Origin of the sequence: Oribacterium sp. C9 (genome assembly GCF_002007235.1) — a bacterium.
In the GTDB taxonomy this organism is placed as follows: Bacteria; Bacillota; Clostridia; order Lachnospirales; family Lachnospiraceae; genus Oribacterium.
Map to the genome: position 1 here is coordinate 90,982 of NZ_MUHW01000007.1, position 16,964 is coordinate 107,945.

The 16,964-nt window shown below is 44.3% G+C and carries 14 protein-coding genes; 3 read left to right on the plus strand and 11 right to left on the minus strand.

What is annotated here, in order from left to right:
- Positions 1-24: 24 nt before the first annotated feature.
- The 5 genes from BXO88_RS06240 to BXO88_RS06260 all read right to left on the minus strand — a co-directional run bounded on the left by BXO88_RS06240 (position 25) and on the right by BXO88_RS06260 (position 5,728).
- Positions 25-549, minus strand: a complete 525-nt coding sequence (locus BXO88_RS06240; protein ID WP_078036890.1) for a nitroreductase — start codon at positions 547-549, stop codon at positions 25-27.
- Between the two features lie 166 nt (positions 550-715).
- Positions 716-2,383 (minus strand): glycoside hydrolase family 13 protein, encoded by a 1,668-nt coding sequence (locus BXO88_RS06245; protein ID WP_078036891.1) that lies wholly within the window; start codon positions 2,381-2,383, stop codon positions 716-718.
- Between the two features lie 73 nt (positions 2,384-2,456).
- Positions 2,457-3,239: a ZIP family metal transporter gene (locus BXO88_RS06250; protein ID WP_078036892.1), complete on the minus strand. Its 783-nt coding sequence runs from the start codon at positions 3,237-3,239 to the stop codon at positions 2,457-2,459.
- Positions 3,240-3,372: 133 nt separating this feature from the next.
- Positions 3,373-4,194 carry an NAD(+) diphosphatase gene (gene nudC / locus BXO88_RS06255; RefSeq protein WP_078036893.1) on the minus strand — a complete coding sequence of 274 codons (822 nt, stop codon included), beginning with the start codon at positions 4,192-4,194 and terminating at the stop codon, positions 3,373-3,375.
- 124 nt (positions 4,195-4,318) lie between these two features.
- Positions 4,319-5,728, minus strand: a complete 1,410-nt coding sequence (locus tag BXO88_RS06260; protein ID WP_078036894.1) for an MATE family efflux transporter — start codon at positions 5,726-5,728, stop codon at positions 4,319-4,321.
- Positions 5,729-6,227: 499 nt separating this feature from the next.
- Between BXO88_RS06260 and BXO88_RS06265 the strand changes: the two genes are divergently transcribed.
- Together BXO88_RS06265 and BXO88_RS06270 are read left to right on the plus strand one after the other, a co-directional pair.
- On the plus strand, positions 6,228-7,295 hold the full coding sequence (locus BXO88_RS06265) for an NAD(P)-dependent alcohol dehydrogenase (RefSeq protein ID WP_078036895.1): 1,068 nt from the start codon (positions 6,228-6,230) through the stop codon (positions 7,293-7,295).
- Positions 7,296-7,451: 156 nt separating this feature from the next.
- On the plus strand, positions 7,452-8,435 hold the full coding sequence (locus BXO88_RS06270; RefSeq protein WP_139355526.1) for a GTP-binding protein: 984 nt from the start codon (positions 7,452-7,454) through the stop codon (positions 8,433-8,435).
- Positions 8,436-8,508: 73 nt separating this feature from the next.
- Here the strand turns inward: BXO88_RS06270 and BXO88_RS06275 are convergent, their stop codons facing one another.
- The 3 genes from BXO88_RS06275 to BXO88_RS06285 all read right to left on the minus strand — a co-directional run bounded on the left by BXO88_RS06275 (position 8,509) and on the right by BXO88_RS06285 (position 11,878).
- Positions 8,509-9,057 carry a hypothetical protein gene (locus tag BXO88_RS06275; protein WP_078036897.1) on the minus strand — a complete coding sequence of 183 codons (549 nt, stop codon included), beginning with the start codon at positions 9,055-9,057 and terminating at the stop codon, positions 8,509-8,511.
- A 99-nt stretch (positions 9,058-9,156) separates the two neighbouring features.
- On the minus strand, positions 9,157-9,627 hold the full coding sequence (locus tag BXO88_RS06280; protein ID WP_078036898.1) for a MarR family winged helix-turn-helix transcriptional regulator: 471 nt from the start codon (positions 9,625-9,627) through the stop codon (positions 9,157-9,159).
- Between the two features lie 448 nt (positions 9,628-10,075).
- Positions 10,076-11,878 (minus strand): alpha/beta hydrolase, encoded by a 1,803-nt coding sequence (locus tag BXO88_RS06285; RefSeq protein ID WP_078036899.1) that lies wholly within the window; start codon positions 11,876-11,878, stop codon positions 10,076-10,078.
- A 305-nt stretch (positions 11,879-12,183) separates the two neighbouring features.
- On the opposite strand from BXO88_RS06285, the gene BXO88_RS06290 reads away from it, so the two are divergent.
- The gene (locus BXO88_RS06290) at positions 12,184-12,873 is read left to right on the plus strand and encodes a DUF975 family protein (RefSeq protein WP_078036900.1); all 690 of its coding nucleotides are present in this window, start codon (positions 12,184-12,186) and stop codon (positions 12,871-12,873) included.
- A gap of 71 nt (positions 12,874-12,944) precedes the next feature.
- Here BXO88_RS06290 and BXO88_RS06295 read toward each other — a convergent pair whose 3' ends face one another.
- The 3 genes from BXO88_RS06295 to BXO88_RS06305 all read right to left on the minus strand — a co-directional run bounded on the left by BXO88_RS06295 (position 12,945) and on the right by BXO88_RS06305 (position 16,780).
- Positions 12,945-14,105 carry a CapA family protein gene (locus tag BXO88_RS06295; protein ID WP_078036901.1) on the minus strand — a complete coding sequence of 387 codons (1,161 nt, stop codon included), beginning with the start codon at positions 14,103-14,105 and terminating at the stop codon, positions 12,945-12,947.
- A 1-nt stretch (position 14,106) separates the two neighbouring features.
- Positions 14,107-15,543, minus strand: a complete 1,437-nt coding sequence (locus tag BXO88_RS06300; protein WP_078036902.1) for an aminoacyl-histidine dipeptidase — start codon at positions 15,541-15,543, stop codon at positions 14,107-14,109.
- A 64-nt stretch (positions 15,544-15,607) separates the two neighbouring features.
- Positions 15,608-16,780: a DUF819 family protein gene (locus BXO88_RS06305; protein ID WP_078036903.1), complete on the minus strand. Its 1,173-nt coding sequence runs from the start codon at positions 16,778-16,780 to the stop codon at positions 15,608-15,610.
- Positions 16,781-16,964 lie beyond the last annotated feature (184 nt).

Consider the following 16,964-nt stretch of genomic DNA (forward strand, 5'->3'; position numbering starts at 1 on the left):
AATTATCCTTACGATACTTTTATATTAAATGCAGTATACGTAATTATCTTTTCTTGGTGCTGCTTCCTTTGAAGGTGCTGCTGCATAACCGAGAGCACAATGTCCTATACCCTCGTAGTCTCCTTCTATTCCAAGCTTCTTAAGGATCTCTTTTCCGAAATCAGACTCAAACTCTTCCTTTGCTCTGTGGATCCATACGCTGGAAACCCCGAGACTCTCTGCTGCATTCATAAGGTTGCCCATAACAAGTGAACCGTCATAAACGTGAGTAGGAACATTCTTATCCGAAAGAACTATAAGGATGACAGGTGCACCATAAAAAGGATCGAAGCCTTCCTTCCATCCGCCGATCTTTCTGTTCTCTTCTGAGATCTTATCTCTAAGCTCCTTGTCAGTAACTGCTATAATAATAGGGCTCTGCTTACCCATTCCTGTTGCAGCATATGTTCCTGCTCTTAAGATGGCCTCAAGCTCTTCCTTCTTTACCATGTCAGGCTTGAAATTTCTGCAGCTTCTTCTTGTTTCAAGAACCTTTAATGTCTCGTTCATGTTTTACCCCTTTCCTTTAAACGTAAGTCTATTTTGATAACTACCGTTTAAACCACATAGTTTCTTTTTTATTTCCAATCTACTATATCACGATTATCAGTTTGCTGCAATTATATCGTGTGCAATATGTACTCTCCTTCAAAAATGAATTTCTGTAAGCATATGCTTAACAAATCTCCCAGACTGCTGCAAACCACGGTCTAAGTATCATATCTGAGTGAAGCTCTGCATCAGCATAGTTTGAAATAAGCTTTGCTTTTGCTGCCTTGAATTCTCCATTGTGATAATGTATCTCCCGGTCAGTCAGGTTGCAGAGAACAAACAGTTTTCTTCCATCCAGTTCTCTTTCGTATGCAAATGTCTCGCTTCTGTCTGCATCCAGGAGTCTGTACTTTCCATAGACTATAAGCTCTGACCATTCACTGTTCCTTCTCAATGAGACCAGCCTTTTATAGTAGTTAAATACTGAATCAGTATCCCTTAACTCTACCTCTGCATTGATCTCCTTATAATTCGGATTCACCATGATCCACGGCTTTCCGCTTGTGAATCCGGCGTTCTCGCTGTCATCCCACTGCATAGGAGTTCTCGCATTGTCTCTGCCCTTGGCTTCGATTCCTGCCATCAGCTCCGAAGCTGTCATCCTTCCGCTTTCAACAAGCTCATGATAAGCATTGATCTCTTCAATGTCTCTCAGATCATCGAAGCTTCCGAACCTGCAGTTTGTCATTCCCAGTTCTTCACCCTGATATATGTATGGTGTTCCCTTCATAAAATGAAGGAAGGTGGCTATGGACTTTGCTGAAAGAGGAGATTCATCACCAAGTCTCGAAACGATTCTCGGCTGATCATGATTATCAAGAAAAAGTGAGTTCCATGCCTTCCCCTCAAGCTCTGTCTGCCACTTGCTGAGATTATTCTTAAGCTCACGAAGATCTATCCTCTTTGTGGTCCACTTTCCATGTTCGTCATAGTCCAGCTCAACATGTTCAAACTGGAACACCATGTTAAGCTCCGAGCCATCCAGCGATGCATATTTCCCGGCTTCTTCGATGGTCACTCCCGCACATTCTCCCACAGTCATGATGTCATACTTCGAAAGAACACATTCATTCATCTCTCTTATATACTCATGAACATGAGGACCGTTTGTGGTATTCTCCAGTCCGCCGTATCCCGATTTTTCATCAAATCTTCCATCAGGAAGACCTTCCCTTTTCGATATCATGGAGATGACATCCATTCTGAATCCGTCGATGCCCTTGTCGCACCACCAGCTCATCATCCTGAACACTTCATCTCTGACTTTCGGATTGTCCCAGTTCAGATCAGGCTGCTTTTTTGAAAAACAGTGAAGATAGTACATATCTGTTCTTTCATCGTACTCCCATGCAGGGCCGGAAAAGCAGCTTCCCCAGTTGTTGGGAAGCTTGCCGTCCTTTCCCTCTCGCCAGATGTAAAAATCCCTCTTTTCATTATCCTTCGATGATCTGCTTTCCACAAACCATGGATGTTCGTCCGAAGTATGATTCACAACGAGATCCATAACTATCTTTATTCCGAGCTCATGTGCCCTTTTCAGAAGCTCATCAAAATCATCGAGGGTTCCGAACTCATCCATGATGTCCTGATAATCAGAAATATCATATCCGTTGTCATCATTGGGAGATTTATATACAGGACTCAGCCAGATAACATTTATGCCCAGTTCATGCAGATAATCAAGCTTCCCGGTGATTCCTCCGAGATCTCCTATTCCGTCACCGTTGGAATCACAAAATGACCTGGGATAGATCTGATAAACTACACTTTCCTTCCACCATTTTCTGTCCATGTTTTCCTCCAAAAATGATTCTTAAATCGCAAAGCTGTCCGGAACCGGCATCAATCAATAACAGCCCACTTTCTCATCCAAGTGCCACATCCAGAGCCATCATAAGTGTAAATCCCACGGAAAACATGATGACACCTATATTGGAATGCTCACCTTCCGACATCTCGGGTATAAGCTCCTCAACCACCACATACATCATGGCTCCGGCTGCAAAGCTGAGAAGATACGGCATGGCAGGAACTATGAATCCTGCTGCAAGGAGAGTAAGTAACGCCCCGACAGGTTCAACAGCACCGGACATCACTCCGTCTAAAAATGCCTTTCCCTTATTTTTCTCCTCCGCATATAGAGGCATGGAGATGATGGCTCCCTCCGGAAAATTCTGAATAGCGATACCCAGTGCCAGTGCCAATGCTCCTCCCGCGGTGATATTGGTATTACCGGAAATAAAGCCGGCATACACTACACCTACAGCCATACCCTCAGGTATATTATGAAGGGTGACCGCAAGAACCATCATGGTTGTTTTTTTCAGCTTCGCATGAGGTCCCTCCGCCTTCTCTGAATGCATGTGAAGATGAGGAATTACAGTGTCAAGCATTAACAGGAAAAGGATGCCGATCCAGAAGCCGATAAAGGCAGGAAGAAAACTTAACTTTCCCATCTCCTCCGACTGTTCCATAGCCGGAATGATGAGGCTCCAGATGGAAGCCGCCACCATCACTCCGCTGGCGAAGCCCGCCAGTGATTTCTGAACCTTCTCTCCAAGCTCTTTTTTCATAAAAAATACTGAGGCGGATCCTAGTGCAGTTCCCGCAAAAGGGATCAAAAGTCCGGCTAAAACATATAAATTCATATTTCCCTTTCCGACATTTCAGTCATTAAACTTCTCTTAACAAAAAAAAGATACTATTTCATTATATCCTATTCTCTGCCCCCTATTAAAGAGTCACATGAATAAGAATGTGAGATAGTACCGCTTATATTACTTACACCTCAAAGCCTTCCTTGAAGCGTCTCATCATTTCATTTGTCAAACTAAGATTGTCAGGTTGAAGAACTATATCCTCACGCTTTACCCACTCTGCATATTTCAGCTCACCTTCATCCATACTGATCTCGGAATCCGGTTCCGCATCGCAGTAATATCCCACCAGTATATCCTGCGCCATGCCCCAGGGCTGTGACTTATAGTATCTGATATTCTTTACCCTAACGCCGGTCTCTTCCATAACCTCTCTCCGGACAGTCTCTTCAAGAGTCTCACCTATCTCGGTGAAACCTGCCACCAGCGCATTGTGACTGAACCCGGACCTGTATCTGGTGATAAGCAGGGAATCGTCCTTTATTACTCCCACTATAACTGCCGGATTGATCCTTGGATATATAATGTTTCCGCATTTCGGACATCTCAGAGCCCTTTCCTTGTCATCGAGCTCCAGTCTTTCTCCGCACTTCCCGCAGAAGATATTGTCGGCATACCATTTCCAGAGGTGATAGGCGGTAAATACCCCGTAGACCTCTTTCCCCGAGAATCGTCCGCGTACCTCACGTAAGGAATAGAATCCGAATCCCTCCTTTTCACAGTTGCTTTCATCCAATGAAAGGAAGAATCTCTGTTCATCCAGAGAGAAAAGATAAACTGAACGCTCCGGTTTTATTTCCTTTCCATCAGGGAAAGATATCTCTCCCCCACTTTCTCCCAGATAGATCCTGCCTTCCCTGTCAAATATAATCAGAGTATCCTCATCTCTCATTTCAACATGCATGTATTCATTCTTCAATCTGCTTGGGAAAATATCCTGTATCATAAATATCCAATCCTCCTTGATCTTAAGTCAAATTCTATATCTTCTGAATTATCCGATTTATTTCTGTAACCGTAAAATCGAATATAAAAACTTATATCATGACACTTATATCATATCATTTGCCTCATGCTCTTATTCTTTTCGGCTTCCATCCCTTCAAGGCGGCTCTTCCCTCCGGTGTAACCGGCTTTATCCACTTCCCGCGGTACAGATGAACCTGCATGAGAACATATCGTATGGGTTCGTCCAGATAACAGCAGGCAAAGACCAGAAGTGTAGGCATCTTCAGTATCATTCCTGTGATCCAGACGATCGGGATGAGCATGAACCACATGAAAACGATCTCCAGAATGGTTCCATAGGATGCATCTCCCGCAGCTCTGAAGGTATCATTCTGCGCCCAGTTGCCCATCCTGATAAAAGCAGCAACCGCATAGATACATATAAATCCAAAGGCTATCCTGAAGCTCTCCCCGCTCATACCCATTAGTGTAAGTATAGGCGTATGCAGCAGCACCAGAGTGGCTCCAAGCATGCCTATAACGATCTGACAGAGATATATCAGCCTCCATGCCCTCGCATATGCCACATCCAGATTTCCGGTGCCAACCTCTTTTCCGACAAGTATCGATGCCGCATTGGCAAATCCTGCAAAAAAGCCTATGATCAGCCCCTCTAGTGTTCTGAAGACAGCCACCGCCGCGATGGCCTCCTCCGGCTGTCTTCCGAGGACAACATTGATGACCATGTTACCCAGACCTATAAATACTTCATTGGCGATTATGGGCGCACACTTTTTGAAAAATTCAGCCACAAAGGCTCTGTGCAATCTAAAGTGCCTCCGAACAGCGAACAGATACGGGTGTCTGTTCCTTAAAGCAAAAACAGTTATGATGCCAATGCTTACAGCCTGTGCTATGACTGTAGCCAGTGCCGCACCACGTACTCCCATGGCACTGAAGCCCAGATTTCCGAAAATCAGAACCCAGTTCAAAAAAATGTTGGTAGCAACCGCCACCAGCGAAGCATAAAGAGGTATACGTATCCTTTCAGTGCACCTGAGAAGAATAGACATTGCCATAGACAATACCATAAGAGGATATGAAAAACCGGCTATCCTTAGATAAGTGATACCGATGTCCTGTATGGTCTTCTTATCTGTATAAAGCTTCATGACAAGTCCCGGAAATCCCACTGCCATGATGCAGAAAAGGAAAGCCACGCTCATCATGCAGGAAAGAGTCAGACCATAAGATCTATTGATTCCATCCTCATCCTTTGCTCCCCAAAACTGAGACAGGAACAGCATTCCTCCCCCGACGAATCCCCAGTATCCGCTGAACATAAGTGAAGAAAACTGGGCACAAAGTCCAACAGCACCAACCTCGGTCCGTCCTATGGATGCGATCATCATAGTGTCCACCATGGATCCTGTGGTAGTAAGGAGATTTTGAAGAGCCACCGGGATAGCGATCACCGCAACTCTTCTCAAAAAATCAATCAAGTCAAATTCTTCTGTTTTAACACTATTCATGTACGTCGATCTCCAAGTCCATATATTTCCGGCTTTCTGATATGCAGCACTTTCGATAGATGATCATGCGAAAATGATGACCGTCTAACTATGATACACCAACTTAATAAATTATGAAATGATACACCTCTTCTCACAGCTATTACACTAATTCCGATTACTCTAAATCCGATCACTCTCAGCTCCGGTCTTTTGCATCCTAAAAAAAGATATCTTATTCTCAATTTGAACGGATCATAAAGTCTAAGATCACTGCTAAGGCCCATACTGCAGCACGATTTAATAATACATTCTGTAAAACAGAAATGGCATTTCAACTAATGCCGCAACCGCTTTTCTGTGCACATTGACCAATTTAGAATTTATTTTCGTTATTTTATTGACAGTTTTAACTTTTTTTGAGTATCATATTGGCAGTGTTATTGATAATTCTTTAACAGTGTTTCGTGCATTAACCCCCAAGGGTTATAAAATAAAAACAAAAAGAAGGAGTAATCACATGAAAGGTTTTGCAATGCTTAAGATCGGCGAAGTAGGCTGGATCGAGAAGGAACGTCCTGTATGCGGACCAATGGATGCTATATGTAAGCCACTTGCTATCGCTATCTGTACATCAGACGTACACACAGTTTGGGAAGGTGCCGTTGGTGACCGTCACAACATGATCCTCGGACATGAGGGATGTGCTGAAGTCGTAGAAGTAGGTTCCATGGTTAAGGATTTCAAGCCGGGCGACAAGGTTCTGGTTCCTGCTATCACACCTGACTGGAATTCACTTGAGGCACAGGGCGGTTATTCAATGCATTCAAACGGAATGCTCGCAGGCTGGAAGTTCTCAAATTTCAAGGATGGTCTTGATTCAGAGTATTTCCACGTTAATGATGCCGATGGAAACCTCGCACACATGCCTGAGGGTATGAGCCTTGAAGATGCATGTATGCTTTCAGACATGGTACCTACAGGATTCCATGGTGTAGAGCTCGCAGATGTTCAGTTCGGTGATACAGTTCTCGTTATCGGTATCGGACCTGTTGGTCTTATGTCAGTTGCAGGTACACACCTTCGTGGTGCTTCCCGCATCATCGCAGTAGGAACTCGTCCTAAGTGTGTAGAGATCGCAAAGTTCTACGGTGCTGACGAGTTCATCAGCTATAAGGACGGCTCTATCGAAGATCAGGTTATGAAGCTTACAAACGGCAAGGGTGTTGACCGCGTAGTTATCGCAGGCGGAAGCGTTAAGACATTTGAATCCGCTGTTAAGTCACTTAAGCCGGGTGGAAAGATCGGTAATGTAAACTACCTTGGAAGCGGCGATTTTATCACCATCCCACGTGTAGAATGGGGCGTAGGTATGGGTCACAAGCAGATCAACGGCGGTCTCATGCCGGGCGGACGTCTCCGCATGGAGAAGCTTGGTGCTCTCGTATCATCAGGCAAGCTCGATGTAAGCAAGCTTTCTACTCATGTATTCCATGGTTGGGAGCACATTCCTGAGGCATTACAGCTCATGAAGGATAAGCCGGCTGATCTCATCAAGCCTGTAGTTATCCTCGACAACAACCCATAATATAAAGAGATAAAGTGAAGGATACAAATTCTTTTGCTGTTATCCTGCAGGTTCTTCCTGCATGCATTAAATCCTATTAATACAAACACTGTAAAATATCATCGGAGCGGTCTTTGACCGCTCCTTCTCTTGAAATTGGCCAGAAAGGATTCTACCATGAAGATTCTCGTCGTATCCGGTTTTTTAGGTGCCGGTAAAACTACTTTTATAAAGGAGCTCATACGCCGTACAGGCACTGCTCCCGTCATTCTGGAAAATGAATACGGAAACAACAGTATAGATGCAGGAGAGCTTCGTAGTACCGATTCCGGTGAGAAAAAGCTGGAGGTTCTGGAGTTTATGGAGGGCTGCGTATGCTGCACCATGAAGGACAGCTTCATCAATTCCGTAATGACTGTTTTTTCCGGTCTTTCTCCCGAGTATCTCATCATAGAACCCACAGGTGTAGGACAGCTCAGTAATATCCTTAACAATTTAAAACCTATACTTCATGATCCTGTAACTCTTCTTAAACCCATAGTAGTTCTGGCTCCCAGAAGCTACAAACAGAACATGATGGAGTTCGAAGCGCTTTACAGAGATCAGATAGCTTATGCAAAAACTGTAGTCTTTTCAAAATGCGAAAACGAAGATCCTGAAGTACTTAAGGAAACAGAAGCTGCTATAAGAAGCATTAATAAAGACGCAGAGATCCTCTGCAGACATTATTCCGGACAGGATGATGAATGGTGGCGTTCTGTTATGGCGCTTCCATCAGAAACCATATCCGTGGATGAGACTGCATCAGAGAGCACTGAGTTCTCACAGGTCACACTGAACAATTCTGGTATGGAGAATCCTGCCCAGCTAATTCAGCTTTTAGAGGATTGCCTCAGAGGTCAGTTCGGACAGGTAGTACGTGCCAAGGGCACCATTCCTGTAGGAGCAGAAACTCTCCGTTTCGATCTGGCAGACGGCCTCTATTCCATTTCAGGTTCCCCCGAAAAGGCAAATCAATGTGTCTTTATCGGACGGGATCTCGACAGGATAGGATTAAGTCTCCGTACAGGAAGCCTGTTTGATGGACGGGATCTTTCCATCAGCAGAAAGATCATAAAGCCTGACAGAAAGCCAAAGATGTCCATGAGGGCATCCGGATAAATTACAGAAATAGCGGCATCTCACTTATGTGGGATGCCGCTATTAATAAATATCATATTTACTTTAAGTACTATCAATCAGTTTCCTGAATAGAGCTCATGATAATAGCCGGTACAGTGATAGAATCATCATCGTCATCAGTGACAGGTGCAAAAGTAAATTCAAGGATCTTGCCGCTTTCTGTAGAATAAGAAATATTCATAGTATTTTCATCCTTTACTCTATATCCGATACAATCGATATCGTTGATGATGCAATCCTCTATCTCACTGACATCATCCATCTTTTTAAGTTCCTTCTTATAATCACTTAAAGACTTAATTCCTGCATCCAATAAAACTACAGCAACCACGCCATCTGTCTTTCCATCCTCATAATACGCGATATAACCATTTTCTTTATCATCCTTTGTCAGCTTGGAAGCCTTATAGTCATTTGGCAGCCAGAATTTAATGGCAACCTCATCCAATTCTACGAACTTACCCTTGATGCCTTCCTGCTTCGCGGTCTTCTCTCCGTCACTCCACTTCAACTCTGTGACATTTCCCTTGGCAAAAGACACCATACCAAATGATAAAATCGCCATAATTACTGCCACCAACATAGCTATTCTCTTTTTCATCCCATATTCCTCCTTTAAAATTTTATTGGATTTGAAAAAAGCCTTCATAAAATGACTAATCGGCGAAATTTTTTTGTTTATTAATAATCCGGCAAAAAATTAATTTTCCTTCATATGCTCCATGCTCTCTCCCATACCTCTCAGGATCTCGGACAGTGTCCTTATATAATTCTCCGGGATTCCATCAGCCTTTTCGAACATCTCTCTGAACCAGAATTCATAGATGAAATGTGAATACTGCTCATATATCCTTTCACCTTCCTGAGTCACCATGGGATAAATATTCTTTTTGTTATCTCCACGATGTTCCTTAGCGAGGAAGCCCTTTGCCACAAGCTTGTTGACAATGTTTGAAAATGCGCCTCGCGTCACGCCCAGACGATTTGCCACCGTAACCATATTTCCAGAAGTATCTTCCAGAAGATACTCTATGACCTGTGCCTCGCGTGCTGTTATCTTGTATTCAGTCCCGTAATGGTAGGGAGTCACGAAACCTGTGCTGGAGCTGTTACAAAGATATATGATGCTTTCCACCAACTCTCTGTATTTTCCCATCCATTCTGTCTTCATATCCATACCTCTCATGACATAGTTAATATTTATACCTGCTTTCCAGGCGCTATAGACTTTTACACCTCATATTATGATGTGAGTGTCAAAAGTCTATAGCGGACCGCTTCGCGCTATGCGCTCTCGCGTTCCTCCCACATTCCGCACTCTCAGGCCGATAAATCGTCCTTACGTGCTCCATGTGGGGCGTGTCATGAAGTCTATCCTCCACTTTTGTGCAAGCACAAGTGGAGGAAGACTTATGACACTTATATCATATCATGGTACTTAATATCAGTACCGATGTAAAGTCAGAAAAAAATCCCCCAAGGCAGATTCCGGATATTGGATCCGTCTGCTTTGGGGGAATCATTCCACACTCAGCTGAAGATACAGGGCTGAACCGCACAGCTCTTCAGCTTTCCTCTGTAATCATGTCATATCCATCTGAGGATGCTATGAAACAGATTTATCTGGCAGCCCATGTAAGAGTGTTAGAGCAGCTTACGAAAGTTACTATGATACCGTTTATGATACCCGGAAGATACGGGTTTCTGGTCACTTCAAAAATCTTACGTGAAATAACCGCTGACAGTGGCAGGAAAACCAGCATCGGGAACAGCCATACGATATACATACTGCCCGGATCAGTCCAAACCATAAATCCTGTCACAAGGTAATGAATATACTGAACAGCCAGTATGATGATGACCGGCACCACATTAGCTGCGGCCAGGATACAGAGATTGCTCTTTGTGTTGTAGTTATTGTAGACATTGACAGAAACAGAGTTCGCAATGTAGTAAACCAAAAACATCGGCATATAAGGAAGAAGTGAGATCAGAAGGAACTTTGAAGTAAAAGGCTTTACCGCCAGAACCCAGATCCTGAAATCCGTTCCGAATAAATAATGAACTGTTGTCACACAGAGGAATCCGGCAGCAACTACTATAACCGCTGCGAGAACTGTCTTGCCGAGATCCTTTCCCAGGAGCTTTGCATTAGTATAAAATGCTTCGCCGGAATTCTTCTTCGATGCAGCAGCCATAAGTAAGATGGCACAGATTCCGCAACACATAGCCCACATTCCGATTCCAAACACAGTACTCTGTCTCCAGGAAGAATTATCCTTCATAAATGAGTTGAAGCCATACATGATAGGCAGATATGTCAATGTGCCGAATACCGTTGTGATGGCGAGTCCTCCGAAGAAAGAAGCTGCTTTGCCTGTGAACTCGGGAACCTTGCTTTCCATATCCCTTTCGATATGGAAGAACTCAAGCTTCGATACCGCAATGGCAAGATTTGTAACAAATATAAAGAATCCTATGAGACCAATGAGATTGAAGAACTCTTTCCACTGCCATACCTGATCGGTGGAAGCGATCGGATTCGGTGCACCGATTGTCTTCTCAAAATACTCTATGGTAGCCTTCACTGCACGATATGAAAAATGTGACCATGGATGGATCATGTTAATAGGATAAATGATACGGTTTGCTGTAACTCCGTTTATATCCTCTGTATAGAAGGTGTTACCCTCACGATGATCCAGTCCCCTTGGATCCTGACCGAAATGTAAAAACGACTGGGCATTGTTATAGTTCAGATAATCACGGGTCGCTGTTTTAGCTCCGTTCTCATCCACATCCGACATGAAGAATTCGTCATAATCGGCTGCTATGATACCGGCATTACGTGCTCCGTAAATGTTTACGAAATTTCCGTCATCATCGGTATAGAAGGCATCGTTACAGTTTAAAAGCACTGAGCTTATGAGGGGAGTTTCGGAAGCATTATCCTCAAGGATAGCTATGTTCGCGTTCAATGCCCCCAGCGAATGTCCTGTGATTCCTATCTTTGTTTTGTCTACGTAAGGAAGTGTGGAAACATAATGTACTCCTTCGATGGTTCCCACCAGACATCCATCTATGACCTCAGTATCGTCCGAGTTTCCGTGAGACGGCATATCAACTGTCAGAACCACATATCCGCGACGTGAAAGCTCAACAAAAAAGGCATCCTGCATTTCCTTGTCATTGAACATTCCATGACATGTCACGATGGTAGGCAATGAATCCTCTGCCTTTATTCCCTTGGGAGTTAGAAGCTTCGCCGAAAGCTCGAATCCTTTTGTAGTCACAAAATTCAGATCCCTGACTGTGACCGTGTTACCTGAGGTCTGCACTAAAGAAGCGCCTATTCCGCTTAGAAGCATAAGCAGCATAGATATGCACAACCAAAGTGCTACCCCATTCCTTTTTGTTTTCATTTGGGTATCCCCCCTCTTCAAGTTATTTTTGTATTACCTTAATACTATTTGACTATAAATCTTGCTCAATAGAATTGCAATAGGGTAATACAATTCTGTGGAATACGCACAAATAACATGATCAAAAGTTGGTGATAAGCACAAGCAGGCTTATGGCAACGCTGATTAAATCCTTTCTTCAGATAAATCTGTGAAATATCCGATGGAATAAGTGAAGTTTTGAGCATCTGAAGATCCTCTATGATATACTGTTATATGTAAACTTTCATTTTTACAGATAATTTATGCTTTGAAAGGAGAACATCATGTGGGACAGAGCTAGTGTAAAAGCACAGGGAAAGGCAAACTTTAAAAGAAACTACTGGAATTCGGTTCTTGTTGCTCTCATTTATTCGATCTTTTTTTTGGCTTCAGGCTCAACTGCAAGAGGCAGGAGCGGAAATATCAGCAGAGAAGTGCTTAACGATCCTGATTTTATGAAGATACTTATGATCATTTTAGCCCTAATAGGTGTTCTCATCGCCTTCGGATCCATCATAAAGATCTTTGTTATCAATCCTCTGGAGGTCGGCTGCAACAGGTTTTTCCTCGTGAACCAGTATGAAAATGCCACCATCGGCGAGGTCGGATTCAGTTACAAGAACAACTATTTAAATGCAGTTTCCGGCATCTTCCTCAGAGATCTTTTTACTCTGTTGGGATTTATTCTTTTTGTCATTCCCGGTATCATTCTAGGCTACTCCTACAGACTGGTACCTTATATACTTGCGGATGATCCCAACATCAAGGGCATCGATGCACTCAGGCAGTCCAGACAGATGATGAGCGGTCACAAATTTGAGGCTTTCATTTACGACCTCTCATTTATCGGATGGTATCTTTTAGGCTTGATCACCTGCGGAATCGCTGTGGCGTTCTATGTTCGTCCGTATAAGCTGAACGCTGACGCTTCACTCTATATCGCCATAAAGAGAGCGAACGGATATCAGGGATAACAACTGTGTTCTGACTGATTCGCACAAAATAAGTGCAGGTGCCGGAGTTATGCTCTGACACCTGCTCAAACTCACACCATCGTAAGAAGATAATCTTTCACCTTATCAAGCTTACTTCTCTTCCATGCTCCTTCCTCTGCAGTGAGGGAATAGGGCAATACAACCGAAAGATCCATATGGGCTTTCTCGAAATAACCGTCAGGCTCAGTACTGAAGAAGTAGGCATTCCACACATCATCACCTGCATTTTCAAAACGCTCCTTCTCAAGATAGATCATCTTCTTACGCTCTTCCTGTATGAAGGCGGCTGCCGCAAGTGGAGATAATAATGCAAATTCTTCTGCTCTTATATCGGTGAAGATGTACGGAAGCCCGGCTTCAACTATGGTCTCCGGTCCTCTCATGATCTTAGTTCCCACTGCCTCAAAGGACATTTCCGATTCAGTAAATTCAAGCTTCAGAAGAACTCCATCATCGGTGTATGGGTGAGCCCTCTGATAATCTGTATCAAAGATGAAATTTCCAAGCGAGTAAAAGATCATCTTTCCATCATCAAATGTCTCGTAGTTCTCAACCACATGAGGATGATGGGCTACCACCGCATCAGCTCCCATCTCAAGATAACGGAGATATCTGTCTCTCGTATAGGGATTCGGCATAGCGGCAAACTCCTCACCACCATGAGCCACAACTATACACCATCTGCAGTGCTCTTTTATCTCTTTGATCCTCGCTTCTATACGCTCCATGTCATCCCATCGGAACACACCGGGATCAGTAGCAGTTGCAGGGATACATTCTGCCATATAGGCGACTCCGAACATGCCGATACCACCGGCTTCATCCAGTATCACAGGCTTTGAAGCCTCAACCTCATTTATATCAGCACCTATGGTACTTGCGCCCGATTCTGCAGCAAGACGCCTGGTATTTAAAAGTCCTTCCTCTCCGGCATCCATGATATGGTTGTTTGAAATGTTCCAGATATCAGAGTGAATGTTCTTAAGCACGGATACAGCAGCCGGATCCATGCTGTGAAAAAAGACTCCATGGCTTCCGTTATCCTCTGCATCTGTCAAAGCGCCTTCTACATTGGCAACCACATGGTCAGCGCTGTGAAAGAACTTTAAGAGAGAATCTGATATCAGTTCAGGATCCTCCCAACGGTTCAGCATATACTTATCAAAGCCTATATCGCCGGTAAAAACGATGGATGTTTTTTCCCTTTTCATATTATTTCAACCTCTTAAGTGTTTCCAGTGTCAGCTTATATATACGCCCTGTGCTTTCGATATGAAGTCTTTCCCTCGGTGTATGTATATCCGTGAGATCCGGCCCGATGGAAACCGCATCCAGTCCCGACATCTTTCCTGAAAGGATACCGCACTCCAGTCCCGCATGAAGGGCTTCGACCTTGGGCTCTGTACCGTTAAGAGCCTTGTATGCCTCAATCATGGTATCACGAAGTCTGGAATCCGCCTTATACTCCCATGCGGAATATGCTGCTCCGACTTCAACCCGAGCTCCAAGCGCCATAGCCATGGACTGAATCCTCTCCACAGTCTCATCTCTCTGTGAGTTGACGCTTGATCTCACCAGAAAACTGAAGCAGATTGAATCCCCCTCTGTGTAGATCTGACCGAGATTTGTGGAGGTCTGAACGAGCCCTTCTACATCCGCACTCATTACCTGAACTCCGTTCGGCACGGTGAACATAAAGGCTGTTATACGCTCGCTGATCTTCCTGCTGAATACCTGCACAACATCAGAAGCTTCAGCCTTCACCCATACTCCGGGATCTGTGACTCTGTATTCGTTCCTTAGATTTCTCTCGAGCTCAGCCACCGCTTCCACTGCAGCCTCCACATCAGAAACCATGATCGTAGCTGAAGCCTCTCTCGGAATTGCATTGTCCTTGGTTCCACCGTAAGCCTCCGCTAGCCTAAGCTCAGTCTTCCGGGATATCTCGAACAGAGCTCGTCCCAGCATGATGTCAGCATTGGCACGTCCTTTGTGAATCTCCTCTCCGGAATGTCCTCCTGCGAGTCCGCCTACTGACACCTTTAGGGCTTTTCCTGCCAATGTTTCTCTCTCGCCGCTGAACCTGACCAGAACTCTGGCGGCTCCTGCACAGCTTACAGTGAAGATCCCGTCAGCCTCAGAATCAAGATTCAGCATGTACTTTGCTTTGAGATCGGAGGTATCCAGTGCCCTGGCACCAACCATTCCTATTTCTTCTCCCACAGTGAAAACACATTCAAGCTCAGGATGCTCGACCTCTTTGGATGCGAGGATGGCAAGCTCCATTGCCACAGCTATTCCGTCGTCTCCTCCAAGGGTGGTTCCCCTTGCTCCTACCAGGTCTCCATCCACGAAGAGATCCAGACCTTCTGTCATCATGTCCTTTGTGCAGTCGGGATCCTGCTCTGCAACCATGTCCATATGACCCTGGAGCATGACAGTATCTGCATCTTCATATCCGGGTGTTGCAGGTTTAAAGATAACAACATTGCCGGCTTCATCCTGACGATACCTGAGATCATGCTTCTTCGCGAAATTCACTATATGATCACTTATGGCCTGTGTGTTTCCTGAGCCATGCGGAATCCCGCATATCTCCTCAAAATAACTGAATACTTCCTTTGGTTCTAAATTTGATAATACGCCCATATTTTTTTCCTTATAACAAAAGAGCTGTCATACCTTGTAAGTTATGACAGCCCATGATTCTGACTTAAGCTAATGCATGCATGATATTGGCACACAGTACCGCAAGAGGTGTACCTACAACGTAGCCCATGAGAGCCATGAGGATACCTACAGGAACGAGGGATCCTGAGTAAGAACCTGCAAGTACAGGTGCAGATGCTGTACCGCCGATATTGGCAAGTGATGCAACTCCGGCAGTAAAGAGATCAAGCTTGAGTACACGGCAGATAACAAGCATGAGAACTGCATGAATAGCAAGAATGATAAAGCCTGTGAGTATCCATGCAGGTGCGTCGCCGAGCTCCAGAAGACTTGCACGGCTTGCCAGAAGACCGATTACCGAATAAAGGAGCAGGTTGGAAACTTCTGCAGAACCAGGAACCTTACCAAGCGGTGTAACTGCTGCTATAAGTGAAACAGCTGTAATGAAAAGAACTGTCCATGTTGCCTTATCCGAGAAACCGGTTGCATCATACAGTGCAGTACCTACATTTGATGCGATGGCACTTGCAAGGAATGCTGAACCTATGAGAAGGATGAGGCTCTGGAATGTGATCTTGCTGGTGTTTGACTTTGCCTCTTCCTCAAGCTTTGATGAAACCTCATCAAGCTTTGAAGTATCTGCCTTGGTCCACTTGTTGAACTTAGGTGCCAGCTGAATAGCCCACAGCAGAAACATTACCCAGAGTGAATAGTCGATGGAATCGATGACAAGGGCATAACCCATATCTGCTTCGCTGATATTGAGGGCTGCCTGAACTGCCACCATGTTTCCCGAACCGCCAATCCACGATCCGCAGAGAGCTCCGAGACCCATCCATGCATCACTTCCGATGGTACCCTTCATCAGAACAAAAGCAACGATAAAGCCGATGATGATAGTTACTGTCGCGGAGAAAAATCCGATGAGCATCTTCGGTCCGAGCTTCAGAACTTTTCTGATATCACATCTCAAAAGCATGGCGAAGATCATCGCATATGTCAGATTGTTCTTTAACGCGCTGTAGGCAGGCTTTGTTTCAGCCATATCCCATACCTTCAAGGTGCAGAGAAGCATAGCGATAAGGTAACAGAGAACAACTGCAGGCACATACTTAAAGAATTTCTGAAGACCGCCTGTGGCATGATGTGACAGCGTTACCAATACAGCCGCCATAAACAGCAGTACAGCAACATAAGTGAAACCATTAGTAATCATAAACAACCCCCTTCAAAGTTATTTTGCCGATACAAAATTTAAAATCCTGAAAAATAATCATCACTCATTTAATACTTTGCATCTTGACATTATTTTTAACAATTATATCACCGTAATTTAAGATTTGTCGCTAAAAAAATGGTGGGGAAAAGCATAAACTTTTCACCCACCATTGAGCATTCAT